Here is a 25,361-nt window from a genome sequence, read left to right as displayed (position 1 = left end):
CAACAACTCCTATGATTGAAGACAGCAGAGGGAAATCGTTCCTAACACGGATGCTTCAATCATCCGCGAACGCGTTAGGTAATAGCCAGTCAATCAAGTTTCTGGAAATCGGTAGTGCCCTGTTGCTGTTGATTGTTACGGCGACGACCGCTTATATCCTGATGGACCAGGGCCCTCAATCGGAACCGCTTTCACCGGCAGCATCAGCAACCATGTTGGTCGCCAATCTGTTGCCCGCGACTTTGTTGCTGGTGCTATTTGGACGGCGGATCGCGTTAAAGCGGGCCGAGGGAAGCAATATCGACAGCCAACAACTGCTGCACGTCAGGTTGGTCGCAATATTCTCCGCAATAACGGCGGTACCGACTTTGCTGCTGGTGGTCTTTGCGTCGCTACTTTTCCAAAGCGGTGTGCAGTTCTGGTTTTCAGGATCTGCACGAGGAATGCTGGAAAATGCGGGCGAACTTGCCAAGGGCTATTATGAAGTCAACGCCCGCGATGTAGGTGATGAAACACTCACAATGGCGGGGGATTTTCGCAACGCTTTAAGCCAAACCAACCCCGATGATCCTGCCTTTCTAAGCTACTATTTCGAACAGGTTTTCCGTCGGCGCCTAAGCGAATCTGCGATAGTATCTGTGCGCGAAGATGGAATTCAACGCACTGAGGCGGTGGCGACCGAAAATGAAGGGCGAAACCAGGATTGGATCCCGCCTGAAACTTTGGCAAAATTGCAAGCGGGTGAGGGAACGGTCGTAACCAATCGTACCGATCGTATCGAGGTCGTGACGGTATTGTTCGATTCACCCCGAAGTTATCTTTACGCCAGCCGGGCCCTCTCTGTTCCATCATTTCAACTGGGCGCCAAGGCGCAGTCGGTTTTACGGGATTATGATAAAATGGTTGCCCGCTCCCGGGCGCTGCAGCTGCAGTTCAACATTGCGCTCTATATCGTGTCCCTATTAATCATCGGAATTACCCTGTGGATCGCGTTGCGTGTTGCCGACCGGCTTGTGCGCCCCGTTAATAACCTGGTCGATGCGGCGCAACGTATTGCAGGGGGCGATTTGTCTGCGCGGGTCAGTGAAGACCAATATCGCGCAGATGAGGTCGGTTTTCTGTCGCAATCATTCAATCGCATGACGGAACGTCTCGAGCGCCAGACAGGTGCTCTGTTAGCTACAAACCACCAATTGGGTGAGCGGCGGGTGTTTATTGAAACAGTTCTGGAATCGGTTTCCGCGGGTGTCGTTTCAGTGAATGAAGCAGGCGAGATTGAACTGGCCAATTCGACGGCCGAAAAAATGTTGCGTGGTAAGACACAGACCATTGTTGGCTTAAACTTTATGGACGTTGCCCCTGCGCTTGCCGGGTTAACTGAAAATCGTTCTCGAGGCGTTGTGCAACTGGGTGATGGGCCTGAACCATTGACGGTCGCAGTCAAGGTAACACAACGTGAAAAAGGTGTTGTAGTCACGTTTGAAGATATTAGCCAGCAACTGGCGGATCAGCGCCGTGCGGCATGGTCTGATGTAGCGCGGCGGATAGCGCATGAGATCAAGAATCCGCTCACCCCCATACAACTCGCCGCCGAACGGTTGCAGCGACGGTTCGGGAAGCAGGTAACAAATGACGAAGGCATATTCGAGCAGCTTACCGCGACAATCATAAGGCAGGTCGGAGATTTGCGAAACATTGTGGACGAATTTTCATCATTCGCCAGAATGCCCAAACCGGTTTTCCGAAACGAAAATCTTCACGACATCGTTGGACATGCGGTGTTTCTATTTGAAGTGGCGCATCCCGAGATCAGTTTTCGCTATCAGCCGATTGAGAAATCCCCGATGCTGGTTTCGGACCGGCGACAATTGGGCCAGGCATTTACCAATATTTTGAAAAATGCCGTCGAATCCATTCAGGAAAGACGCAAATCCGATTCTGTCGACGGAACCATTTCTGTCGATATCAAGGAAACTAGCCGGCAGATTTTCGTTCAGATTTCCGACAATGGAATTGGCCTACCCGATGATCGGGATCGAATCATGGAGCCGTATATTACCAACCGGGCGACGGGATCAGGGCTAGGCTTGGCAATTGTCAAAAAAATTATCGAAGAACATTTCGGCGAAATAATCTTGGACGATGCGCCGGGAGGGGGGGCAATCATTACACTGACATTCACGCCGCAGGTCGTCGCCGAAAGAGCAAAAAGTGGTGCTTCACCGGGTGAACAAGGCAAATTAGCAGAGGACGAGTTTTAATTATGGCTCTCGATATTTTGGTAGTGGATGACGAACAGGATATCAGGGACCTTGTATCGGGGGTTCTTGATGATGATGGTTATAACACCCGCACTGCGGCCACCGCGGATGAAGCCTTGTCGGCTTTGGACGAACGTTTGCCATCCCTCATTTTGCTGGATGTCTGGCTTCGGGGTTCGTCGATGGACGGTATCGAGTTGTTAAAGGCGATTAAGAGCCGCGATCCCCAGATTCCAGTAATAGTGTTTTCTGGCCATGGAAATATCGACACCGCTGTTGCGGCCATTTCCCAAGGAGCAGTCGATTTCCTGGAAAAGCCGTTTGAAGCTGGGAAGCTACTTCATTTGGTTGCCAAGGCGACCGAAACGGAAAGGCTGCGTGCCGAAAATGCCTCATTGCGCGCCAAAGTCGGCCATTCTGAAGAATTAAATGGATCATCCGCCGCCATCAATAATGTGCGCGCGACGTTGAAGAAGGTATCGGGTACTGGTAGCCGGATGTTGATTACCGGCCCTGCCGGGGTTGGAAAAGAAGTTGCCGCGCGTCTATTGCACAGTTGGAGTCCAAGATCGGAATCCACATTTGTTTCCGTTAGTGCGGCGCGACTCTCACCCGAACGCTTCGACGAAGAACTGTTCGGCATCGAACAAGACGGTAGTTTGGTGCAGGCAGGAATGCTCGAAAAAGCACATGGAGGAACTCTGTTTCTCGATGAAGTTGCGGATATGCCTTGGACCACGCAGGGCAAAATCTTGCGTGTTTTGACCGATCAGAGCTTTGTCCGGGTTGGGGGAGATCGACAAATTCGTGTCGATGTTCGCTTCGTATCGGCAACGGCGCGGGATCTTGCGGTCGAAATTGCCGAAGGTCGGTTTCGCGAAGATCTGTTTTACAGGTTGAACGTTGTCCCGGTCGAGATTCCGCCTTTGGCGAGCAGGCGTGAAGACATTCCGGATCTTGCCAACCATTACGCCGCACGTTTTGCGTCTGAACACAGAATTTCGCCGCCGGTTATTTCGGATGACGCAATGGCCGCCTTACAGGCGTGCGAATGGCCGGGGAATGTCCGGCAACTCAGAAACATCATCGAACGGACGATCATATTGGCACCGTCGAACCGGATTCATCTGATTGAAGCCGATATGTTACCGTCTGAAATCATCAACAGCTACGAAGGTTCTGAACATAATGTCACTTCGCTAATGGGCGCACCGTTACGTGAAGCGAGGGAAGCATTCGAGCGGGAGTATTTGAGGGTCCAGATCAAGCGGTTTTCAGGAAACATTTCCAAAACAGCCGCGTTTGTAGGCATGGAGCGGTCTGCGCTCCATCGAAAGCTGAAATTGCTGGGTATTTCGGTTCGCAAAAATGGTGAGGAGGCATCCGACGAAGTGGATTGAAACCCGCAATTGCGAAAAAAATGTCACTGTTGTAAATAAAATGCATCAGATGCCGGTTAAGGACTTGCGCCAAGGGTCCAGCCTGCGTTTGCAAAAACATAAGATAAACGGAAAATGACAATGACTGAAAAGAATAATGGTCTTCAAGACCTCTTTCTGAACTCCCTCAGAAAGTCAAAAACACCGGTAACCATGTTCCTTGTAAAAGGAGTTAAACTACAGGGTGTTGTTACATGGTTTGACAATTTTTCGGTTCTATTGCGCCGCGACGGTATGTCGCAACTGGTTTACAAGCACTCTATTTCCACAATTATGCCCTCATCTTCGCCTGATCGCGCTATATTTGAAGATATGATGTCACGAATGACCCATCGGGCTGGCATGTTGCAGGATATTTTTCTCCATGCCATGTGTGATAAACGCGAATCGGTTACCACTTTTCTGGTAAATGGCGTAATGTTGCAGGGTGCAATTGCCGCATACGACCTGTTTTCGTTGTTGCTTGAACGCGATGGCACAACGCAACTTGTTTACAAACATGCCGTGTCTACAATTCAACCTGCACATCCTGTAAATTTGGCGGAATATAATCAAGGTGTTGATGAGGGCGATGTTTGAGCGTTTTTAATCGCAGTGAAACGGACGAATTTGCCCGCGGCGCACGCGCACTTATCATTTATCCTGAATTACCCGGCAAGGCGTCGGTCGGGCCAGAAGCACGACTTGACGAGGCTGAAGGTCTTGCGCTCGCTATCGGCTTGAATGTTGTTCGCAAGAAGCATTATCGGGTTCGAAGCCCGCGTGCCGTGACCTTATTGGGGGGAGGGCAGGTCGATGAAATCGCGAAGGTCGGGCGAGAATTAGAAATAGATCTTTTGATCGTCGATGCGGCGCTCACCGCTATTCAACAACGGAATCTGGAAGAAAAGACGGGCTTGAAAACCATCGACCGGACCGGGTTGATCCTCGAAATATTTGGCGAACGGGCCGCAACCGCAGAAGGCAGGTTGCAAGTCGAGCTGGCCCATCTCGATTATCAGGCTGGCCGGTTGGTTCGCAGCTGGACCCATTTAGAACGACAGCGCGGGGGTTTTGGTTTCCTGGGTGGACCTGGTGAAACACAGATTGAGGCTGACAGGCGAATGATCCGCGACCGGATGGCACGGCTAAGGCGTGAATTGGACGAGGTGAAGCGAACCCGATCGCTGCATCGCGCCCGGCGCAAACGCGCGCCTTGGCCGGTTATTGCACTTGTCGGTTACACCAATGCAGGCAAGTCAACCTTGTTCAATCGGCTGACGCGCGCATCCGTACTTGCCGAAGATATGCTATTTGCAACATTGGACCCGACAATGCGGGAAATTTCAGTTCCAGGCGTAGAAAAGGCGATATTATCTGACACTGTGGGGTTTGTGTCAGATCTTCCTACGCAACTGGTCGCAGCATTCCGTGCGACATTGGAAGAGGTTATTTCGGCCGATATTATCGTTCATGTCCGCGATATCGCTCATAACGAGAGCGACGCGCAACGTGATGATGTGTTGTCGATATTGCGGGATCTGGGCATTGGTAATGCTGAAGATCCGTCGCAAGGCCCGGAAATTATAGAAATTTGGAACAAGATAGATTTATTGACCGATGAAAGATGTCAGGAATTGGATGCGATCGCCAAACGGAATGATAGCATTCAACTTCTATCGGCAGAAACAGGTGAGGGGATTGATGCGTTTAAGACGCTCTTGTCATCGATAATTGCCAAACGAAATGAAGTACGAACATTGAATATCCCCATTGATAATGGTGCATTGCTGGCTTGGCTGCACGCACGCGGGAAGGTCGATGTCGGGCGGGAAGTGGGCGATTTTTTATCTGTTGAGGTTTCGCTCAGCCGGCAGCTTTGGGGGCAGTTCGAAAAGCAGTTTTCGGATAATTGAAGTAACGCTCCGCAAAGGAAAAATCTACTTTTCCTGCGACTTTACTTGTTGCCAGAGCTCTTCTTTTTCAACGAGAGACAATTTCGCGAACCCTTCACCTGATATCGCTTCCATTGCACGGAAACGACGTTCAAATTTTGCATTTGCGGATTTTAGGGCATGTTCCGCATCAACATCATGAAAACGCGCTACGTTCACGACGGCAAATAAAAGATCACCGATTTCGTCAGTCAGTTCGTCTTGCGAATTTGCTGCTTCAACTTCTTCTATTTCTTCAAAAATCTTGGCTTTGGCACCTTGAACGTCTGGCCAGTCAAAACCCGTGCGCGCTGCACGCTTTTGAATTTTCTGGGCCCGAAGTAAGGCGGGTAGGGCAATGGCGACTCCTGCAAGCGCACTTTGATCGGTGCTTGAACTGCGTTCAGCCGCTTTTATATTTTCCCAATTATACGTTACGGTTGCGGCATCATGAACATCGACATCACCAAAGATATGTGGGTGACGGCGTGTCATTTTATCACAGATTCCATTTATAACATCTTGTAAATTAAATATATTGCTTTCAGTCGCCATCTGACTGTGAAATACGACTTGTAGCAACAAATCGCCAAGTTCGTCTTTCAGCGCATCCATGTCATCGCGATCGATTGCATCGGCGACTTCATAGGCTTCTTCGATCGTATATGGCGCGATGCTACAAAAATTTTGTACGATGTCCCACGGGCAACCGGTGTCCCGGTCACGCAAACGCGACATGATCGACGTCAGGGGAGTAATATCGGCAGTTTCTTCTTTTGGCATTTTTAAGTTCGATAATATATATTATGTTAAGTAATCAGTGCTATTCAGGTTGCAGGGTCATAACATTCCCTTCAACTTTCCAGCTTTTCATTGTGTCGAGAAAATTCATACCCAGCACATTTGTATCGCCAAAGCTCTCTGAAACTACAACTGGATGTTTCTGTATGCGATGCGGGCCAATTACCAATGTCTGTATCGACCCACGTTTTGCAGTAACACGGCCGTTAGCCGTTGAAATAATCACCGGATAGCCACTGCGATCAACATCTATCGAAGCTTCAACAGCCGTGCTTTCGTTGATCGCTGTTGTTGTTGCACCGCTATCAATCAAGAACCGCACTGGTGTGCCATTTACCTCTAATTGCAGCCAATAATGGCCATCGTCCCGCCTTTTAATCTCGATTGCTTCTCCACTGACTGACTGGCTCGATGTGCCTGCAAAATCGGACTTGACCCGGTCCCATATTGCCAGGAATTCGAACCGAAAGCTAAAAACGGCAAAAAGAGCGGCGAAAATCGCAACCCACGCCAGTGCCATTTTGGCAGCTTCACCAAATGACATCCGCCTTGCGGCCAAAGACGCGATTAGCAATATGACGCAAACTACACCCCAGATGAGTGAAGGCCCATCTTCGTTTAAATTCATGGGGCAGCCTTTGAAAAAAGTCGGTAAAAATTGGCGCTTGTCTGCTGCGCGATCTGTTCAAACGTTATTCCGCGAATGCCGGCGACATACCGGGCGGTGTCGGCGACAAAGCCAGGCTCTCCAGTCTTTCCGCGATGTGGTACGGGTGCCAGAAATGGGGAATCGGTCTCCAGTAAAAGCCGATCGACCGGAAGCCAACGGGCAACTTCCTGCAAATCCTTGGCATTTTTGAATGTTACTATGCCCGACAGTGAAATATAAAAGCCAAGCCCAAGGGCAATTTTTGCAAAATCGGCACTTGCGGTAAAGCAATGGATGACACCGCTAAAACGGCCTTTTGCCATTTCTTCCGATAGCATCCGGGCCGTATCTTCTTCGGCATCACGGGTGTGGACAATCAATGGAAGGCCAGTTTCCCTCGCTGCTACAATATGTTCCAGAAACGAGGCCTGCTGTTGCGTGCGGTCACTATGGTCATAGAAATAATCGAGCCCTGTCTCCCCTATTCCGACGACCCGTTTGTTTGCTGCTCGATCAATTAATTTGCGTGAATCTATACCTTTATGACCATCGGCCTCATGCGGGTGAATACCGACAGATGCCCAAATATCTTCATGTTGTTCGGCAAGGTTTAGAATTTCATCCCATTCTCTTTCACGGGTCGAAATATTCAACATAGCAGTCACGCCACCGTCACGAGCACGCGCCAAAACTTCGGACTGCTGTTCGATCAGGCCCTTGTAATTGAGATGACAGTGGGAATCGACAAGACTCACGCTTCACTGCCCTCCTCTGTCGGTAGTTCCAACCTCGGGAAAAGTCCTTGCGGTTGTTGCAGGCGATAATTGCTCTCGGCATGGCCTGAATACCAATGCGAACCGATTAAATGAAAGCTGCGTACCGCCGACGGTATGCCCATCTGATCCAGTAGTTTTTCGGCACTTTCCGGAATAACAGGGAGCGCAGCTACAGCCAGTTGCGCGATGCAGATGAACAATGTGGCTAAGACTGTTTCCATGCGTTGCGGATCTGTTTTCTTCAAAGTCCATGGTGCTTGCGCGTCAATATACGCGTTGCATGCGAATACTGCTTGCATCCAGCTCTCCAAGGCTTGCGACATTGCAAGCGACTGGAAATGTTGGGGTATCTGGTTGGTTACCACATCGCCAATAGTTCGAAACAATTCTTCGTCATCTTTATGATGCCCATGTATTTCGGGCAAATATCCGTCACAATTTTTGAAAATCAGTGACAATGTACGTTGTGCCAAATTGCCAAAGCTGTTGGCTAGATCTGCGTTTACACGCGTAACAATGGCCTCTGCGCTGTAACTTCCATCTTGCCCGAAGCTTACTTCGCGCAGGAAAAAATATCGCAAAGCATCAACGCCGAATAACTGCGCCAATTCCATCGGATCGACGACATTACCGAGCGACTTCGACATTTTCTCGCCACGTGAAAGCAGAAAACCGTGACCGAATATACGCTTGGGAAGAGGTAAACCGGCGGACATCAGAAAAGCCGGCCAGTAAACAGCATGAAATCGCACAATATCCTTTCCAATGATGTGGACATCGGCAGGCCAAAAGCGCGAAAATTCGGGATCATTATCGGGATAACCCACGCCGGTCATATAAGTCGTTAGGGCATCAACCCACACATACATGACATGATCGGGTGAACCGGGCACTTTTACGCCCCAGTCAAAACTCGTTCGAGAAACACTCAAATCCCGCAATCCGCCTTCGACAAAGCGCATGACTTCGTTGCGGCGACTTTCAGGCTGGATAAATTCGGGGTATTCCTCAAACAGTTTCAGCAGTGCATCCTGGTAGCGCGACAACCTGAAGAACCACGTTTCCTCAACCGTCCATTCAACCGGTGTACCTTGAGGAGAGAGCTTTACATCCCCCTCCCCGGCGATAAGCTCGCTTTCATCATAAAATGCTTCGTCACGGACAGAATACCAACCTTCATATCGATCAAGATACAAATCGCCGCTGCCTTCCATTGCCTTCCACAAAGCTTGGCTGGCTTTGTGATGCCGCTCTTCACTTGTCCTTAAGAACGCGGTATAAGATATGTTCAGTGTGTCACACATATCTTTGAAATAGCCAGACATTTCATCTGCAAATTCCAGCGTATCACGCCCTGCCGCGCGCGCCGTTTGGACCATTTTCAGACCATGTTCGTCAGTACCTGTCACAAAGCGAACATCGCGGCCCATCAAGCGCTGAAAACGCGCAATAGCGTCGGTCGCTATTGCCTCATACGCATGGCCGATATGCGGTTTGCCATTCGGATAAGCGATGGCGGTCGTAATGTAAAAAGGATCGGACATGAAAACTCTTGCTGTAGATTAGTTTACGTAGCCTTATTCGGTTGCAACGATGCCAGCAAGCTTCCCATTTGGAAAACAACGCTCTGCTTATCCAGGCTCAACGTTATCGCTCTGTTGGCGAGCGCGCTTGCACTGGTCCAAGCTTCGGTTGCATGAACAATATCATTTACTTTCAGTTCGCGGGCGCAATTGGCAATAAACGCAGGAACAAGGCGGAGGAAGGCTTCATAGCGTGGTTGGGATGCCTTTAACGAAAGCTGTTCTGCCAACGCGCTTCGTATCTGGTTGCTCCGGTCGCCTGTTTGCAAAATTGACGTCATGGCGTCTTCGAGCTTGCCGAGATCAAGCCCCATAAAATCAATGGCTTGCCCCGGTGCGCCTTTGCCAATTCTGATATAGGCATCCATCTCCGCACTGTCTATTTCAGGTGCAGCCTGACGCAGCGCGGCCGCCATATCGCGCTGATCCAGCGGCTCGAAACGCAACAGTTGGCAACGTGAACGTATCGTCGGTAACAACCGGTCGCTTGCATGGCTCACAAGCAGGAAATATGTCCCGACCGGCGGTTCTTCCAAAGATTTCAAAAGTGCATTCGCGCCGCTTCGTTCAAGATCATCGGCGGCATCAATGATGATTGCACGCTTGTTGGATAAACCCGGCCTTGTGGTCAGGGCGGCTTGCAGCTGCCGGATCTGGTCGATCGAAATGCTGCGCTTTAGCTCCGCATCAGGATCATTCTCTTCGCCATCTTTGGCCGCCTCTTTCGGCAAGCGCTTGATCGTAAGAATATCAGGATGCGACCCACGTTCGATCATCGATGCATATTGCCCCTGCGGATCGACTAACGCCGCGGCGGCGCGACGGGCAAAGCCTGCCTTGCCCAAGCCGCGCGGCCCCACCAATATCCATCCATGATGCAGTTTTCCTGAATCCAAAGCCGACGCAAATTGCCGCCATGCCGCATCATGCCCGATAAATTCTGTCACGATGCAACCAAAAGGTCGGCAATTTCGGACAGCAATCGTGATGTGACTGCTTGTAAGGTTCCCGACGCATCCACGAGCCTTACGCGAGCCTCAACCTCTGCAAAGCTTACAAAGGCACTGTCGACATCCGAATGAAACCCGGTGCTTCTGCCTTGGATGCGATCAGCTTGCCCCGCATCGCGGACAGCAGCCCTTTCTATCGCTTCATGGGTATCCAGTCGCAGGACAAGTGTCCGGTCAGGAAGCAAGCCCATGCTACCGATTTTGTGCAATGCCAGAATATCGGTGTCGGAAATCCCCGATCCGCCGCCTTGATAGGCACGACTACTATCCAGAAAGCGGTCTGAAATAACCCATTTCCCGCTTTCAAGCGCCGGTTTAATAAGGCGTTCAACATGGTCGCTTCTTGCCGCGGCGAATAACAACGCTTCGGCCCGCGGCAGCCACCGCTCCGCGCTTCCGCCCAGAAGCAATTGACGTATTGCCTCCGCGCCAGGAGTTCCACCCGGCTCCCGCGTTATGACAACATCAAACCCGGCTTTTCGAATGGCGTCCGCCAGGGCAACAATCTGCGTTGATTTACCAACGCCCTCGCCGCCTTCTACAGACAGAAAGCGCCCATAATTGCTCATGCGATCACTCGATAATTTGATACTGCACCGGACACGCAGGACGGTTCGTCCAGCACATCATGTTTTTTGAACATCACCGACAAAATATGTTCGCTCTCAATTTGTTGGAACCCTGCGCCGGATATGTAACCAGCGCAGACATAATGCCAGTGCCAAAGAAATCGGCAAACTAAAAATTACACGATTATATGCCGGTCGAATGGGCAATCAGAAGGCCGGAGCCCTTAGTTCCGCAATATCTGGCCCCCGGAAAGCCCTTTTGTTCGCGCGTTTTTCAGGCTCGTCTCCGCTTCGGTTTTTGTCGCATATGGTCCCATCCGAACGCGATAAAGCTTGTCAGAACCACCCGAAACAACGGTCCCGCCATATTTGCGGGCCATCTCATCGGCCCGTTTTTGATCGGAAAACGCAGCCAGTTGAACGACATAATTGCCATTTGTTTTTCCAGCGACCTTAGGTTTGGCCGCCGTAATTTCCTTGACCTTGATTGGCGGCTTGCCAGAATCCGGCACCGCGATTTTTGCAGGCTTAGCCTCGACTTTTTCAACTTCGATCAAATTCGGCTTCGGTTCAATAACTACCGATGGCCGCTGACTTGCGATTTTGTTGCGTAGAACCCTAAGTAAAGACTCTGGCGTCGCCAGGCGTTCAGTCGCCGTCGCACCTTCGCGCAGCACTGCTTTTTCCTGCTCTGGAGGATTTACCCGCCGAACCCGAACCGCGGTCAATTCTTGCGTTTCAATGCCAAGCTGTTTTGCCGCCGCCGGCGAAAGTTCGATGAAACTGTCACCCGCCATTGGGCCGCGATTATTGATCCGAACCAGGATCGTGCGGCCACTATCGAGCGTCGTCACTTCAACATAACTTGGAACAGGCAAGGTTCTGTGTGACGCCGACACACTAGAAGGGTTGAATAACTCCCCATTTGCAAGTGTCGAGGTGGGTCCTTCGGCTGACGCTATGCCGGCAAAACCCACATCGTCGTAAGTCGGATTGTCTTGCGGAGTATAAGTAACACCTGCAATTATATAAGGCGCCCCGATTGCCGCGGGGTCGTCGCTCAATATAGGTCCGGTTGGTGCCACGGCCGCCGCAGTTGCCGCTGTTTGGTTTTTGCCCAATGCCCCGCACGCTGACAGGCTGGCGCACATCGCCAACATTATAATCGTTTTATTTGCGAACCTCATCAGCCAGTAACCCCACCGAAAGTGCGTAAAAATTGGAACAATTGTAATCCAATATCACGCGGTAGTTGCCACCAAGTAAATAGGCGGTTTTCCCCGGTCCGTCAGGTTCGATCAAAGTCGCCAGCATCGTGTCTTTTGGCCAAAATCCACGTTCGGGAGTAACACCCAATTGCCGCCATTCGCTTATCGTTAGCCATTTACTGTGCCGTGCGAATACCCGCGGGCAGCGTGGCGCCGTCATCAACGACTTTACAGCGGTCCGTTCAAACGACGCCGGAATTGTAACGGCAAAGCCCCATTCTTCATCGCGTCGCCAACCCGATTTGACAAAATAATTGGCGATGGATGTCATCGCATCGACTTCGCTTTTCCAGATATCTGCATATCCGTCACCATCGCCGTCCCGCGCCAGCCTGAGATATACCGACGGCAAAAATTGTGGTTTGCCCAGTGCCCCTGCCCAGCTTCCCGTGATCGCATATTGCGGGACACCGCGGTCGATCATTTTCAATACGGCAATCAGCTCCGCCTCGAACAGGCTTCGGCGGCGGCCCTCATATGCAAGCGAGGCAAGCGCTTCAGGCGCGTTATAATTGCCGGTCACGGTTCCATAATTGGTTTCGTGGCCGTAAATTGCGATCATCATCTCTTCAGGTACGCCGGTTTCCGTCTCGATCCGTCCAAGCATTGGGCGCAGTTCGGCATATTTGCTGCGGCCTCGGTTGATCCGCGCACTGTCCACATGCCGTGCCTTATAGGGGGCGAAATTGGGAACAGGCGCGTCGGTGGCGCCTTCGGGTTGCGAACGGTCAAGCCGAACGACACGTTCATTATAGCTGATCGAAGGAAGAACCGTATCAACAGTCTTCACCGATACACCTTCATTCAATGCCCGCTGCCGCACCTGCGAAAGATAGACGCGAAAGCCGCTTTCCATCGCAATTGCGCGCTGGTCAGGCATAACGGCGTCCTGTGCAAGGCATGGCTGCGCCAATAAAAGCAGAAAAAGACCAAGCCCTTTTATACGTGCGCCTTTGCCGACAATCACAATCAATCCCTTCGGTTTATTACGGCATAGACACTGCCACAAGAAGCCGGATGTGTGAATGACTTTGGTCGTTAATGACAGGCCATCCAACGCAAATGCGCTGCAATTTTGATATCTCACCGCTTGCATGGCCGCGAATTGCTAGCTAGGGGCAATTTCTTCGCGGACAGGTGGCCGAGTGGTTTAAGGCAACGGTCTTGAAAACCGTCGTGGGTGGAAGCTCACCGTGGGTTCGAATCCCACCCTGTCCGCCATATTTTCCTTGCATTGAATATTTGGTTCGAGCTACGACCAATTCATCGGGGCAAGGCAACTTCCCGAATAGGCGCTTCGCCCAAATGTTGTCTTTTTCGTCCCGTTTTTCGGGCGTTTAAGACTTGGAGTGAACATGGCGTCCCAGATTATGATCCCGGCTTTTTCAGAACTTGTCCGTGTTTTCACGCGGATCGGCTGTCTTAGCTTTGGCGGACCGGCGGGTCAGATTGCGTTGATGCATCGCGAACTTGTTGAAGAACGCAAATGGATCAATGAAGATCAATATCTCCACGGGCTAAACTTTTGTCACTTACTGCCCGGCCCCGAAGCGCAGCAACTCGCGACCTGGATTGGCTGGCGTCTGCATGGCGTGAAGGGTGGGTTAGTGGCCGGTTTGCTGTTTGTCATTCCCGGCGCATTGATTATTTTGGCGCTTTCTATTCTGTATGCTTATGCCGCTAATCTTGAGTGGTTCGCTGCCCTGTTTTTGGGGATGAAAGCCGCCGTTCTTGCAATTGTGGTGCAAGCGCTCATCCGTATTGGCGGGCGTGCGCTGAATACGCGGTTTAAGCAGGCTATGTCTGTGGCGGCTTTTGTGGCGCTGTTCTTCTTTAACCTTCCGTTTCCGCTCATCGTTCTGGGGGCCGGACTAATCGGAATTGCGACGGCGCAGCTACGGCCCGAATATTTGGCGTTAAAGGCTGGAAATGCCGCGCCTGTCGCAACCGCGCGGCCATGGGGCAAAACGATGCAGACGGTTGCGCTGTGGCTGGCGATTTGGGCTGCGCCAATGGTAATCGTGTTGCTGACGGTCGGGCAAGATCATGTGCTTTGGAAAATAGGCAGCTTTTTCTCGCAGTTGGCGATCGTCACCTTTGGCGGGGCCTATGCGGTGCTCGCTTATATGGCTCAAGAAGCGGTGCAGGGTTTTGGATGGCTGTCTGCCGGTGAAATGGCAGATGGTCTGGGGCTTGCCGAAACGACCCCGGGGCCATTGATTATGGTCACGCAATTTGTCGGCTTTCTTGCGGCATTTCGTGCGCCTGATCCTTTTACGCCGCTGCTCGCTGGTATCATTGGCGCAGGCTTGACCACTTGGGTTACTTTCGCGCCTTGTTTCCTTTGGATTTTCGCCTTTGCACCCTGGATCGAGCGGCTGGAAAATGCACATTGGCTAAAAGGTGGGCTCGCGACATTGACGGCCGCTGTTGTCGGCGTAATTGCCAATCTGACTATGTGGTTTGCGCTACATTTGCTGTTCGCCAGCGTTAGCGAGCAAAATTTCGGGCCTGTCCGGCTTTATAGTCCCGACCCGATGAGTTTTAACTGGCAAGCTGCCCTGCTCTCGCTGTTGGCCGCGGCCCTGATATTCCGTCTTAAATGGAGCGTTATCAAAACCCTTGTGGCCACAAGCCTTGGGGGTCTAGTCTTGGGGTGGGTGGTTTAAACTCTTCCGCTTCGCCTATTTTTCAGGTGTAAGCTTAGCATTGTTTTCGACATTTTCGTTGAAGCCGGAGACGAGCGAGTCAACGATCATCTGCACTTCTTCGCCCGCAAATTTCTCGGCATCTTTCTGGCTTGACCCATATGACCGTTCCGATTTTATCAATATGTTGCGATATGCGGTGCGTTCGGCAGTACATGCCTCGTCTGCAATTTTTGTAAAGCTATTGGGCGGCGTCTTATCGTCAATCCCCTTGTTATGGGTTTCGATCATACAGTTGTTGAATGCTTTTCTGGCGTCATCCATCGGATCGGCCTTCATTGCGGCCATGCTCAGCATACTTGCGGCGACCAAAGTCAACATATTCATTCCCCCGGCTACGTGTCCATTTTTCGGTTCTGTGAACCTTGCTTACATCAAGTACCACATTCGTGATCCAGATATCAATGCACTAACATCGCTGCAGCTAAGCTGAATGTGGTCCAATTACTCGATCAGTTTGCCACTTTTTACAACCGCGTCTACCGACTCAAGTTCACGTACATCGGCCAATGGATCGCCGTTAACTGCAATGATATCGGCAAAGCGCCCCACTGCTATGGCCCCTACATCCTTTTCCCTGCCTAGTGCCTGGGCGCCGTTGCGGGTTGCGGCCTGGATTGCTTCGAGCGGAGTCATGCCATATTCGACCATGACGCGGAATTGCTTGCCGATCTCGCCATGCGGCATGACGCCGGCGTCCGAACCGAAAACCATCTTGACCCCGGCCTTATGTGCTTTTCGGAAATTATCCCGTTGTATTTGAGCAACTTCGCGGTCTTTTCTAAGATTATCTTCAAGCACACCATTTTTCGCGCCCTCGGCCTGGGTGTATTCGGTGTTGTAGATATCCATCGAGAACCAAACCGGACGCGCCCGTGACGCCGCCAGCTTAATCCCTTCGTCGTCGACCAGGCTGGCATGTTCGATCGTATCAATACCTGCCTTGATTGCAGCTTTAATGCCATCTCCGCCGTGGGCATGGGCTGCGACACGAATTCCCCATTGATGCGCTTCATCCGCAATAACGCGAAGTTCGCTCTCGGTTAGCTGCTGCTGCCCTGGTTCGGTGTTGCGGGAAAACACGCCGCCCGTGGCGCACACCTTGATGACTTCCGCGCCATATTTGCGTTGACGCCGGACTTGATAACGCAATTCATCCAGGCTGTCTGCAATGCCTTCTTCTTTTTCGGGTTTTTCAAGGCTGGGCGGTAAAAAGGTTGAATCGCAATGCCCGCCTGTTGCGCCAAGCGCATAGCCGGCGGGTACGATACGCGGACCGATTGCGTAGCCATTTTCAATCGCTTGCTTCAGGCCGATATCGTTGCGGTTACCAGCGCCTACGTTACGCACGGTGGTAAAGCCCGCTTTCAGCATCGCATGTGCATTGCCTACGGCGGTCATGCCCCAGAAACTGTCGGTGAACTCCAGCCCGCGATAGCCGCCAATGTCCGCAGGGCCGTCCAGATGGACGTGCATATCGATCAGGCCGGGAAGCAATGTCTTGCCCGACAGGTTGATGTGCTTGACGTCGCTGCCCCACCTGACGGTACGAGCGTCGGCAATGCTGGAAATCCGTCCGTCCTCGCCCACGAAAATCGCCGGATATTCAATGACCTTCCCGGTCAGCACATCGACCATCCTGTCGCCGGTGATAACGATATTCTGCGCGTTCGCCGCGGTCGCAAAAAGTGCAGCGCCACACAGCGCCAAATTGCGCGCTTTTCTGACGAAGTTCACAGTCATTTCCATGTTTAGATATCCTACAACATCATTGAGTCTGCAGGATGGCAAAAACGCCGCGTGTAGGACAGCGAAAAAGGCTCGAAACGAATATTAAGGAGCAAGTACAGACGGAAATGCAGCCAGCCGTTGATGTTCCCGCCAGGCAATTACGGCGGCTGCCGTCAAGGCAAACGCGGTGCCGAGCATCCATCCGCCGATAACATCGGTTGGCCAATGTACGCCGAGCATGATGCGCGAAAGCCCGGTAAGGATTATCATGACCGCTGCAGCCAATTGCCAACCCGGATGCCGCGCCTGCGGGACAAGCATGATGAAGAGTATGTAGACCACTGCCGCGTTATTGGCGTGGCCGCTCGGATAGGCGGCGCTGGTTACGGCATCGAGATGCGGGACAAAATCAGGACGCATCCGTGCAAAAAAGGCCTTCAATAATTCGGAGGTAAATGCAGATACCAGCGAGGTCAGCCCCATCGCCAGCCCCGCGCCCCAACCCCACCAGCGCCAGAGCGCAATCGTAAGGATGGTGATAATGATGTAACGCTGGATACCCCCGCCGATCCAGCTGATGCCATGCATAACGAGGATGAGCCAATCGGGCGAGGTGCCGCGCTGCATATTGAGGGCGCTTGAGACGGCGAGATCGAATGTGCGGAAATAGCCTGCCGCGACGGCTAAGCCTAGGGCGATGACGAGTGCGAATAATGTAGCCGCACATGCTAGCAAACGAATCGGAAACGCCAAAGTCACGCCTATTTACCAGCCGCTAAACCGCGACGTTTCAACTCTCTCTTTAGTGAAGCACCGAACTGGAGGATAGCACGTTCACCTCCTTCAACAGCATTGTCCATGATAGTGACTTTCTTATCTTTGTCAGACTTGCTGCGGTAGTAGATCCTCAAAGCGGACCGGCATTTCGCTCCCATGTTTCCACCGAAGCTAGCTGCCGGCGATAACCCGCTAGCAATATTTTCGCTGACACTTTTGGGAAGCCGATCGGCTCTTGCAAACAGCACTGTTTGAATTTCTGAGTAAAGAATTGAATCCGGCGTGAACGGAAAGCTGGGGTGAAAACAAACGGCTTCTTCAGCAATAACAACAGCTGGCTCATCAACAAAAAAATGCCAGACCGACATTGCCGCTAAAAAAACAAAAACCGCTCCAAAGCTGCCAAATAGCAAAAGAAACAGCCAACCATCAGAATCTGCATTCATAGCTGAGAGCCACGCCCGTCGCCCCCGCGTTTCATGCGGCTCAGAGGAAGCCAGCCAAAAGCAAAGAGCAGCGATTCCTCCGAAAATTAAGACGCGATACATGCTCCCGCGTAGAGAGTATTTCAGAACAGTCCGCCTCACATGTGGATCATTTTGCCATAAGCTCCGAGCACGCTTTCGTGCATCATCTCGCTCAAGGTCGGGTGCGGGAAGACGGTGTTCATGAAGTCGACTTCGACCAGTTCAGCGGTTTTGCCGATAGTATAGCCCTGGATCAGCTCGGTTACCTCTGCGCCGACCATATGCGCCCCTAGCAATTCGCCGGTTTTGGCGTCGAACACGGTCTTGATGAAACCTTCGGCCTCGCCCAGTGCGATTGCTTTTCCGTTGCCGATGAACGGGAAATTGCCGACTTTTACGTCATAACCTGCTTCCTTGGCCTTGGCTTCGGTCATGCCAACGCTTGCGACTTGCGGGTGGCAATAGGTGCATCCCGGGATATTCAGCGGATCCATTGCGTGCGGGTGGCCACCCGCGATGGCTTCAGAGGCAATAACGCCTTCATGGCTGGCCTTATGCGCCAACCACGGCGGAGCGGTCACATCTCCGATGGCCCACAGGCCCGGTACGTTGGTGCGGCACATCGGGTCGGTTTTCAGGAACCCGCGGTCCATTTCGACGCCCAAAGCCTCAAGCCCGATATTTTCGGTGTTGGGGACGATGCCGATGGCGACGATGGTATGGGTATATTCGCCATTCACAACCTTGCCATCCTTGCCCTTGATCGAGGCGGAAACTCCCGTTGCCGTGGCTTTCAAGCTTTCCACGCCTGCACTGGTGATGATCGTCATTCCCTGTTTTGTCAGTGACTTTTCAAGGAAAGTTGAGACGTCTGCGTCCTCGACAGGAACAATGCGGTCCATCATTTCGACAACCGTAACCTCGGCGCCCATGTCGTTGTAGAAGCTTGCAAATTCGATACCGATGGCACCGGAGCCAATAACCAGCAGCTTCTTGGGCATTTCCGGTGGTACCATCGCATGGCGGTAGGTCCAGATCCGCTTTCCGTCGGCAGGGGCAAAGGGCAAGTCGCGCGCGCGTGCGCCTGTGGCGATGATGATATTCTTCGCCGTCAGCTCTTCGACTTTGCCGTCGTTGGTCACCGTCAACGCGCCCGGCGCGGTCAGCTTGCCGTCGCCCATATGCACGGTGATCTTGTTTTTCTTCATCAGATGCGTGACGCCCTGATTGAGCTGCTTGGCAACGCCGCGCGACCGCTTCACCACCGCATTGATATCTGCACTGATGTTGGCGGCTGTCAGGCCATAATCGCCCGCATGCTGCATATAATGATAGATTTCCGCCGAGCGTAGCAACGCCTTGGTGGGAATGCAGCCCCAGTTGAGGCAGATGCCGCCAAGATTCTCCCGCTCGACAATGGCGGTTTTCAAGCCAAGTTGGGAGGCGCGGATAGCGGCGACATAGCCACCTGGGCCGGAGCCTAAGACGATAAGGTCGTAATTGCTCACAAGATAACTCCAAATTCTAAACCGTTTCCGCCGCTGGCAGACAGTTCCCTCAAGCCACCAACCCCAAAGGCTTCTCGACCAATTCCTTGAACACCTTCATCAACATCGCCCCATCTGCTCCGTCGATTGCGCGGTGGTCGAAGCTGCCGGTGGCGCACATGACCGTGGCAATCGCCAATGCGTCGTCGACGATGTAAGGCCGCTTTTCACCTGCCCCAATGGCTAGGATCATGCCCTGTGGCGGGTTGATAACGGCATCAAACTGCTTAATGCCCATCATGCCCATGTTGGAAATGGAGGCGGTGCCGCCCTGGAATTCATGGGGTTGCAGCTTGCCCTCCTTGGCCTTGGCCGCAAGTGCTGCCATTTCGGTCGAAATTGCGGACACCGACTTGTTGCCAGCGTCAACGATAATGGGCGTAATCAGGCCCGTCGGTATGCTAACCGCGACCGAAATGTCGGCGCGGCTATATTGCAGCATAGTATCGCCAGCGAAGGACACGTTGCAATTTGGTACCTGCATCAAGGCTTTGGCCAGCGCCTTTATCAGCAGGTCATTGACGGAAAGCTTGACGCCCTGCCCCTCCAACGCACCGTTTAATTCGGCGCGAAGCTTCAATAACGCATCCAGGCGCACATCTACTGTCAGATAAATGTGCGGGACCTGTTGCTTGCTCTCGGTCAGGCGGCGCGCAATTGTTTTACGCATATTGGAAAGCTTGATCGCCTCATGCGGAATTCCGAAATCGGGAACTAATGCCGGTGCAGCGATCGCCGCAGGCGGTGTCGGAACGAGTGTTGCAACGGGTGCCGCAATTGCTGGCGTGGCAACAACATCGTCTTTCACTATTCGGCCGTTCGGGCCCGTTCCAGTGATTGTCGAAAGGTCGATAGACAATTCAGATGCAATACGCTTTGCAAGCGGACTGGCCTTAATCCGGCCCCCCTCAGGTTTCGCAATAACAGCGGCGCGAACAGGCGCAGGTGCAACATTTTCCATCTTGGGCGAAATGGTTGCCGCTATTACGGGTTTCGCAGGCGTCACAACCGACGGGTCTTCATCTTCACTTGTAATTGTTGCGATTACAGTGCCGACTTTTACGCCATCGGCCCCTTCGGCAACCAGCAATTTCGTGATGATGCCCTCATCAACCGCTTCAAACTCCATTGTCGCCTTGTCGGTTTCGATTTCGGCCAGCAAATCACCAGATGAAACCTTGTCCCCTTCTTTCACCAGCCATTTTGCAAGTGTGCCTTCTTCCATCGTGGGGGACAAAGCGGGCATTTTGAGTTCTATGGGCATTCGAACGGCCTTTTCTGGGTCAAGATTTCAGTTCATCGAATAGCCAAGCTTTCCCCAGCGTCAAGCGCGATAAGGTTGCCAAGCCATCAAATTTCGCGCAGGCTATACGAATTCATAATGGCTTGAACAACAAGGGCAAGTCGGGGGGTACGCATGCGGACATATTTGGTAGTCATCGATGAAACTGACGAGGCACGCCTGGCATTGCGCTTTGCATCCCGCCGTGCAGCAAAGACCGGCGGCGCTTTGCATATATTGGCTTTGGTTGAACAGGCGGATTTTGTCGCATGGGGCGGCGTTCAGGCCACAATGGAAGAAGAAGCGCGGGTCCGGGCAGAAGAACTTGTGACTGCCGCCGCGGGCTCTATTTTCGAGGAAATGGGCATGCGTCCGGCCATCACTGTCAAATCGGGTGACGCGATCGAGGTCGTGAAAGCAATGCTGGCCGAACATCCCGAAATTGCCGCCTTGGTGCTTGGGTCGGCCGCACAGGGTGCGCCTGGGCCGTTGATCGCGCACTTTACAGGCATAAATGCTGGAACCTTGCCCTGCCCTGTAATGGTTATTCCCGGTTCGCTAAGCGCTGAAAGCGTTGATGATCTAAGCTAATCGGCCGATTATCGCCTCTTTCCTTGATGCCTTATATTTTGGGGCCGCCCACGTTTTCCGACATCGAATTTACCTGCCTTGCCTTTGTGTCGCGGCCGATCCGAAGCATAGCTACCACCTTCCAGCAATTCGAAACGCAGCGACCCCGAAACTGGATTGGCCTCCGCCAGACGCAGTTCGAGTTTCATGCCTGGGCGAAATTCCTGCCGTGTTTTTTCCCCGATCAGGGTCTGGCTCGCCTCGTCATAATGGAAATAATCTTTGCCTAGAGTTGAGACTGGAACCAAACCGTCACCCCCAACCCCTTCAACTGTAGCGAAAAATCCGAAATTCTGGACGCCCGTGATGCGGGCCTGCACAATTTCGCCGACATGTGCCGACAGATAGGCGGCGATATAACGGTCCGTCGTCTCCCGCTCGGCCTCCATAGCGCGACGTTCGGTAAGGCTTATGGCTTCTGCTGTGGCGGCTAGCTTCGCGACCGCTGTTTCGGTCAAGCCGGTCATGCCTTCGATATCTTTATGGGCAGGCTTGGGCATTTCCAGTCCATAAGCGCTGACAAGGGCGCGGTGGACGATCAGGTCGGCATATCGCCGGATCGGCGAAGTAAAATGCGCGTAACTGCCCAGTGACAGCCCGAAATGGCCAACATTGGTCGGGCCATAATAGGCCTGGGTCTGGCTCCGCAGCACGGCTTCCATAATTTGCGGGCGAATTTCTTCGTCAATGACTTTGCTCAGGATCGTATTGAAGGTTTCGGGCTTGATGACCTGCCCCAGCGCGAAATCAATATCGAATGTTTGTAGATACTCCTTGAGCGCAACCAGTTTTTCCCGGCTCGGCGGTTCGTGGGCGCGGTAGATAAGCGGCGATTTCTTCGCTTCCAGTGCCTTGGCGGCGGCGACGTTGGCGGCGATCATGAAATCCTCGACCAACCGGTGCGCTTCCAGTTGTTCGCGCTCCGCCACGCCAGTGACGCGACCCTGTTCATCCAGCGTGATGCGCTTTTCTGGCAGGTTCAGTTCCAGCGGTGCTCGCTTGCTCCTAGCCTGCGCCAACAACCGCCAGCACGCCCAAAGCGGTTTGAGCGCGGTCTCCAAGAGCGGGTTTTCCATCTTTCCATCGATTGCGGCCTGTGCATCGGGATAGGGAATATTGGCGGAAATCCGGGCCACAGCGCGGGTGAAACGCCATGACGTCACTTGGCCGGTCTTGCCGATGGCCAAATGGCACGCAATGACGGCGCGATCTTCCCCTGCCCGCAACGAGCATTTGTCTGAAGACAAAGCATGGGGAAGCATCGGCACCACAAGGTCCGGGAAATAAACGCTGTTGCCGCGCTTCATTGCTTCGCGGTCGAGCGCGCTGCCCGAGCGAACATAATAGCTGACATCGGCGATGGCGACTATAGCATCAAAGCCTCCCGTCTCGGCATTGGGTGCCGCCCAGATCGCATCGTCAAAATCGCGGGCATCGCGTGGGTCGATGGCGATGATAGGCAAATGTCGCAAATCTTCGCGATGGTCAGCAGTGACAGGTAAGCGGCTGACTAAAGCGGCCTCCACTTCTGCATTTTCCGGCATTTCGAAAGGAATGCCATATTTGTGGATAGCAATCAGACTGAAGCTTTTCGGCGCAAAGGGATCGCCCAGCACCTGCGTGACCCGAGCCGATTTGCGTTGTGCATTGCCGGTGAGTTCAGCGAGAACCAGATCGCCAGCCTTGGCTTCTCCGACTTCGCCGATGGGTGTGTCAAAGCGCGCTTTCTTATCAACCGATTTCAGCCAGAAACGGCCGTTGTCGTCGCCTTCGACCACGCCCAATATCTGCTCGCTTCCCTTGGCGAGCTTTTTCATGACATGGGCCACCCAGCCATTGCCGCGCTCTTCGGTGCGGGCGAGTATCCTGTCGCCGATAGCCAACGCGCCGCGCTTGCTTTCAATGACCCGAATTTTGGGTGCTGGTATTCCCTCGGCTTCCCATCGTTCCGGGACTGCAACTGGCTGATTGCCATCTATGCCGACGATTTTTAGAACCGTAACCTTGGGAACGCCTCCCATTTTGTGAAAGGCACGACCCGGGGCCATATCGACAAGGCCCTCATCCGTCATATCTTTTAGCAGCGCCTTGAGTGCAATCTTTTCATTCCCCCGAAGCCCAAATTCACGCGCGATTTCACGCTTTCCCGCAGGTTCACTGCTTTCCTGAATAAACGCCAAAATCTGTTCACGACTTGGAAGACCAGGGGTTTGTCCTTTTTTCACGATGATTGGGTAACGATATTGCTGTTCGCAAAAAGACGCGAAGACACGAAGCTATCAAAATGCGTTCCGAATGCTTCATCGACAAATATAGCCGACAATATTTCCACCTTCAGCATTAGCTTCAATCCTTCGCGTCTTCGCGTCGTCGCGCGAACATTTATTTGGACCCTAATAAGTCCGCCCTATTAATATCCGCTCGACCGCAGGTTCGCCCGTGAAGAAGCACGGACCATCAGCTTTTGCGGCATCTAGGGGACTGTTTCGCATGGTCAGTTTCAGGGCCTTCAACTGCTCCACGATTTTGTCGAGTGCAGCTCCGGTTGGCCGTGCCCATTGCACCTCTACCCATCCGGCAAAACCGGCTTCGTCGCCTGCAAAATGGACGGCGAGATCGGTCACATCGCGGCGGATGTTGGCATCCATGCGCTGCTTTGCCTCAGTGTAGAGGTTCGCCTGGATTTCTTCGAGCATGGCGGCAGCCGCGCTCACAAACTCTGCGCGGGGGGTAAAGGCTGTGTCGAGTTTGCCATCGTCTTTATACAATCGGTCACGGCGCAAAACCGCCGCCTTGCCTTCCGCGACATCGCGGGGACCGACTTCGACGATAACCGGCGCACCCTTCTTGACCCAAGACCAGCGTTTGTTGGACGCCTTGGTTGCTTTCGTATCGAGCAGCACACGCAGCGGTTCGCCAAAAGCGGATAAAGCGAGCAATTCGAACCGCAAGGAGCGGCAATAGTCCAGTACAACATCGTCTTCGTCATTGTCGCGCAGCATGGGCACGATAACGATCTGGTACGGCGCTATCTGGGGCGGGCAACGCAGACCATCATCGTCACCATGTGTCATGATAACTCCGCCGATCAGGCGCGTCGAAACACCCCAGCTGGTCGTGTGGGCAAATTGTTGGCCGCCGTCCTTATCCTGATATTTGATTCCCGAACTTTCGGCAAAACCAGTGCCAAGATAATGCGACGTTCCGGCCTGCAAGGCCTTGCCGTCCTGCATCATTGCCTCGATCGAATAGGTTGCGACAGCACCAGGGAACCGTTCGTTTTCTGGCTTTTCCCCTGCCACGACGGGCATCGCCAGCGGGCCTTCGGCAAAAGACCGGTACATTTCAAGTGCCCGCATGGTTTCTTTGAGCGCATCGTCTCGGTCGACATGGGCGGTGTGCCCTTCCTGCCATAGAAACTCGCTCGTGCGCAGAAACATACGTGTCCGCATTTCCCAGCGCACCACATTGGCCCACTGGTTGACCATCAAAGGCAGATCGCGCCAGCTTTGCACCCAACGGCTCATGGCTGCGCCAATAACAGTTTCCGATGTGGGACGAACGACCAAAGGTTCTTCCAATTTGGATTCAGGATCGGGAATTAGCTTTCCCTTGCCGTCACTGACGAGCCGGTGATGCGTTACAACCGCCATTTCCTTGGCAAATCCATCCACATGATCCGCTTCTTTTTCAAAAAACGAAAGCGGGATAAAGAGTGGAAAATAGCAATTGTCGACTCCTGCCGCCTTGATTTCGGCATCCATCAACTTCTGAATGCGCTCCCACATGCCATAGCCCCATGGCCGGATGACCATACAACCGCGTACGCCAGACTCTTCGGCAAGATCGGCCTCCGAAATTACCTCCTGATACCAGCCAGCAAAATTTTGCGCGCGGGTGACGTTCAAAGCATTTTTTATCAAAACAATATCCGCTATTTATATGAATTA

22 protein-coding genes and 1 tRNA gene are annotated in these 25,361 nt (G+C 52.8%); 7 read left to right on the top strand and 16 right to left on the bottom strand.

The genetic code is table 11. The annotated features are described in order from the left end of the window. Window positions 1-50: 50 nt before the first annotated feature. From ACEW72_RS04415 to hflX, 4 genes are all read left to right on the top strand, one after another. Entirely contained in the window at window positions 51-2,261 is a 2,211-nt protein-coding gene (locus tag ACEW72_RS04415) for an ATP-binding protein (RefSeq protein WP_373475161.1), read from the top strand. Window positions 2,262-2,263: 2 nt separating this feature from the next. After that, window positions 2,264-3,661, top strand: coding sequence for a sigma-54-dependent transcriptional regulator (locus ACEW72_RS04410; RefSeq protein ID WP_373475160.1), 1,398 nt, complete (start codon window positions 2,264-2,266; stop codon window positions 3,659-3,661). A 120-nt stretch (window positions 3,662-3,781) separates the two neighbouring features. Next, window positions 3,782-4,279: an RNA chaperone Hfq gene (gene hfq / locus ACEW72_RS04405; RefSeq protein WP_373475221.1), complete on the top strand. Its 498-nt coding sequence runs from the start codon at window positions 3,782-3,784 to the stop codon at window positions 4,277-4,279. Further along, on the top strand, window positions 4,276-5,595 hold the full coding sequence (gene hflX / locus ACEW72_RS04400; protein WP_373475159.1) for a GTPase HflX: 1,320 nt from the start codon (window positions 4,276-4,278) through the stop codon (window positions 5,593-5,595). The genes hfq and hflX overlap by 4 nt, the downstream gene beginning before the upstream one ends. 24 nt (window positions 5,596-5,619) lie before the next feature. Here hflX and mazG read toward each other — a convergent pair whose 3' ends face one another. The 8 genes from mazG to ACEW72_RS04360 all read right to left on the bottom strand — a co-directional run bounded on the left by mazG (window position 5,620) and on the right by ACEW72_RS04360 (window position 13,149). Beyond that, a complete protein-coding gene (mazG, locus tag ACEW72_RS04395) occupies window positions 5,620-6,396 on the bottom strand; it encodes a nucleoside triphosphate pyrophosphohydrolase (RefSeq protein ID WP_373475158.1) in 777 nt (258 codons plus the stop codon). Between the two features lie 40 nt (window positions 6,397-6,436). Beyond that, on the bottom strand, window positions 6,437-7,042 hold the full coding sequence (locus ACEW72_RS04390) for a TIGR02281 family clan AA aspartic protease (RefSeq protein WP_373475157.1): 606 nt from the start codon (window positions 7,040-7,042) through the stop codon (window positions 6,437-6,439). Continuing rightward, on the bottom strand, window positions 7,039-7,818 hold the full coding sequence (locus tag ACEW72_RS04385; RefSeq protein WP_373475156.1) for a TatD family hydrolase: 780 nt from the start codon (window positions 7,816-7,818) through the stop codon (window positions 7,039-7,041). The genes ACEW72_RS04390 and ACEW72_RS04385 overlap by 4 nt, the downstream gene beginning before the upstream one ends. Continuing rightward, window positions 7,815-9,383 (bottom strand): methionine--tRNA ligase, encoded by a 1,569-nt coding sequence (metG, locus tag ACEW72_RS04380; protein WP_373475155.1) that lies wholly within the window; start codon window positions 9,381-9,383, stop codon window positions 7,815-7,817. The genes ACEW72_RS04385 and metG overlap by 4 nt, the downstream gene beginning before the upstream one ends. A gap of 23 nt (window positions 9,384-9,406) precedes the next feature. Next, window positions 9,407-10,369 (bottom strand): DNA polymerase III subunit delta', encoded by a 963-nt coding sequence (locus ACEW72_RS04375; RefSeq protein ID WP_373475154.1) that lies wholly within the window; start codon window positions 10,367-10,369, stop codon window positions 9,407-9,409. Beyond that, window positions 10,366-11,001, bottom strand: coding sequence for a dTMP kinase (gene tmk, locus ACEW72_RS04370; RefSeq protein ID WP_373475153.1), 636 nt, complete (start codon window positions 10,999-11,001; stop codon window positions 10,366-10,368). Before tmk ends, ACEW72_RS04375 begins: the two co-directional genes overlap by 4 nt. 224 nt (window positions 11,002-11,225) lie before the next feature. Beyond that, window positions 11,226-12,188, bottom strand: a complete 963-nt coding sequence (locus tag ACEW72_RS04365) for an RlpA-like double-psi beta-barrel domain-containing protein (protein ID WP_373475152.1) — start codon at window positions 12,186-12,188, stop codon at window positions 11,226-11,228. After that, the gene (locus tag ACEW72_RS04360) at window positions 12,172-13,149 is read right to left on the bottom strand and encodes a lytic transglycosylase domain-containing protein (protein WP_373475220.1); all 978 of its coding nucleotides are present in this window, start codon (window positions 13,147-13,149) and stop codon (window positions 12,172-12,174) included. Before ACEW72_RS04360 ends, ACEW72_RS04365 begins: the two co-directional genes overlap by 17 nt. 251 nt (window positions 13,150-13,400) lie before the next feature. Between ACEW72_RS04360 and ACEW72_RS04355 the strand changes: the two genes are divergently transcribed. Beyond that, window positions 13,401-13,490 (top strand) — tRNA-Ser (locus tag ACEW72_RS04355). Between the two features lie 134 nt (window positions 13,491-13,624). Next, complete coding sequence (gene chrA / locus ACEW72_RS04350; protein ID WP_373475151.1) at window positions 13,625-14,938, top strand: chromate efflux transporter; 1,314 nt, start codon at window positions 13,625-13,627, stop codon at window positions 14,936-14,938. 15 nt (window positions 14,939-14,953) lie between these two features. On the opposite strand, the gene ACEW72_RS04345 is transcribed toward chrA, so the two are convergent. The 6 genes from ACEW72_RS04345 to ACEW72_RS04320 form a co-directional block, all read right to left on the bottom strand. Continuing rightward, on the bottom strand, window positions 14,954-15,298 hold the full coding sequence (locus ACEW72_RS04345; RefSeq protein WP_373475150.1) for a hypothetical protein: 345 nt from the start codon (window positions 15,296-15,298) through the stop codon (window positions 14,954-14,956). A gap of 123 nt (window positions 15,299-15,421) precedes the next feature. Continuing rightward, window positions 15,422-16,726: an amidohydrolase family protein gene (locus ACEW72_RS04340; RefSeq protein ID WP_373475149.1), complete on the bottom strand. Its 1,305-nt coding sequence runs from the start codon at window positions 16,724-16,726 to the stop codon at window positions 15,422-15,424. An 84-nt stretch (window positions 16,727-16,810) separates the two neighbouring features. After that, window positions 16,811-17,461, bottom strand: coding sequence for a phosphatase PAP2 family protein (locus tag ACEW72_RS04335; protein WP_373475148.1), 651 nt, complete (start codon window positions 17,459-17,461; stop codon window positions 16,811-16,813). 8 nt (window positions 17,462-17,469) lie between these two features. After that, a complete protein-coding gene (locus ACEW72_RS04330) occupies window positions 17,470-17,931 on the bottom strand; it encodes a hypothetical protein (protein WP_373475147.1) in 462 nt (153 codons plus the stop codon). Between the two features lie 137 nt (window positions 17,932-18,068). Beyond that, a complete protein-coding gene (gene lpdA / locus ACEW72_RS04325) occupies window positions 18,069-19,460 on the bottom strand; it encodes a dihydrolipoyl dehydrogenase (RefSeq protein ID WP_373475146.1) in 1,392 nt (463 codons plus the stop codon). Window positions 19,461-19,509: 49 nt separating this feature from the next. Beyond that, window positions 19,510-20,763, bottom strand: coding sequence for a pyruvate dehydrogenase complex dihydrolipoamide acetyltransferase (locus ACEW72_RS04320; RefSeq protein ID WP_373475145.1), 1,254 nt, complete (start codon window positions 20,761-20,763; stop codon window positions 19,510-19,512). Window positions 20,764-20,916: 153 nt separating this feature from the next. Here ACEW72_RS04320 and ACEW72_RS04315 point away from each other — a divergent pair, with 153 nt between their 5' ends. Beyond that, a complete protein-coding gene (locus ACEW72_RS04315; RefSeq protein ID WP_373475144.1) occupies window positions 20,917-21,372 on the top strand; it encodes a universal stress protein in 456 nt (151 codons plus the stop codon). An 8-nt stretch (window positions 21,373-21,380) separates the two neighbouring features. Here the strand turns inward: ACEW72_RS04315 and rnr are convergent, their stop codons facing one another. Continuing rightward, on the bottom strand, window positions 21,381-23,639 hold the full coding sequence (gene rnr / locus ACEW72_RS04310; RefSeq protein ID WP_373475219.1) for a ribonuclease R: 2,259 nt from the start codon (window positions 23,637-23,639) through the stop codon (window positions 21,381-21,383). Window positions 23,640-23,804: 165 nt separating this feature from the next. Continuing rightward, window positions 23,805-25,334: a proline--tRNA ligase gene (proS, locus tag ACEW72_RS04305; RefSeq protein ID WP_373475143.1), complete on the bottom strand. Its 1,530-nt coding sequence runs from the start codon at window positions 25,332-25,334 to the stop codon at window positions 23,805-23,807. Window positions 25,335-25,361: the final 27 nt, after the last annotated feature.

The organism is Sphingorhabdus sp. (assembly GCF_041737645.1).
Lineage (GTDB): Bacteria > Pseudomonadota > Alphaproteobacteria > Sphingomonadales > Sphingomonadaceae > Sphingorhabdus_B.
This window is presented reverse-complemented; position numbering and strand designations above follow the sequence as displayed.

Coding starts and splice junctions, on each gene's coding strand:
- ACEW72_RS04410 (WP_373475160.1), top strand. CDS start 2,264: ATGGCTCTCGATATTTTGGTAGTGGATGACGAACAGGATATCAGGGAC.
- ACEW72_RS04390 (WP_373475157.1), bottom strand. CDS start 7,042: ATGAATTTAAACGAAGATGGGCCTTCACTCATCTGGGGTGTAGTTTGC.
- chrA (WP_373475151.1), top strand. CDS start 13,625: ATGGCGTCCCAGATTATGATCCCGGCTTTTTCAGAACTTGTCCGTGTT.
- ACEW72_RS04345 (WP_373475150.1), bottom strand. CDS start 15,298: ATGTTGACTTTGGTCGCCGCAAGTATGCTGAGCATGGCCGCAATGAAG.
- ACEW72_RS04315 (WP_373475144.1), top strand. CDS start 20,917: ATGCGGACATATTTGGTAGTCATCGATGAAACTGACGAGGCACGCCTG.
- metG (WP_373475155.1), bottom strand. CDS start 9,383: ATGTCCGATCCTTTTTACATTACGACCGCCATCGCTTATCCGAATGGC.
- tmk (WP_373475153.1), bottom strand. CDS start 11,001: ATGAGCAATTATGGGCGCTTTCTGTCTGTAGAAGGCGGCGAGGGCGTT.
- hfq (WP_373475221.1), top strand. CDS start 3,782: ATGACTGAAAAGAATAATGGTCTTCAAGACCTCTTTCTGAACTCCCTC.
- ACEW72_RS04330 (WP_373475147.1), bottom strand. CDS start 17,931: ATGAATGCAGATTCTGATGGTTGGCTGTTTCTTTTGCTATTTGGCAGC.
- ACEW72_RS04360 (WP_373475220.1), bottom strand. CDS start 13,149: ATGCCTGACCAGCGCGCAATTGCGATGGAAAGCGGCTTTCGCGTCTAT.
- ACEW72_RS04340 (WP_373475149.1), bottom strand. CDS start 16,726: ATGGAAATGACTGTGAACTTCGTCAGAAAAGCGCGCAATTTGGCGCTG.
- mazG (WP_373475158.1), bottom strand. CDS start 6,396: ATGCCAAAAGAAGAAACTGCCGATATTACTCCCCTGACGTCGATCATG.
- ACEW72_RS04365 (WP_373475152.1), bottom strand. CDS start 12,188: ATGAGGTTCGCAAATAAAACGATTATAATGTTGGCGATGTGCGCCAGC.
- ACEW72_RS04415 (WP_373475161.1), top strand. CDS start 51: ATGCTTCAATCATCCGCGAACGCGTTAGGTAATAGCCAGTCAATCAAG.
- ACEW72_RS04320 (WP_373475145.1), bottom strand. CDS start 20,763: ATGCCCATAGAACTCAAAATGCCCGCTTTGTCCCCCACGATGGAAGAA.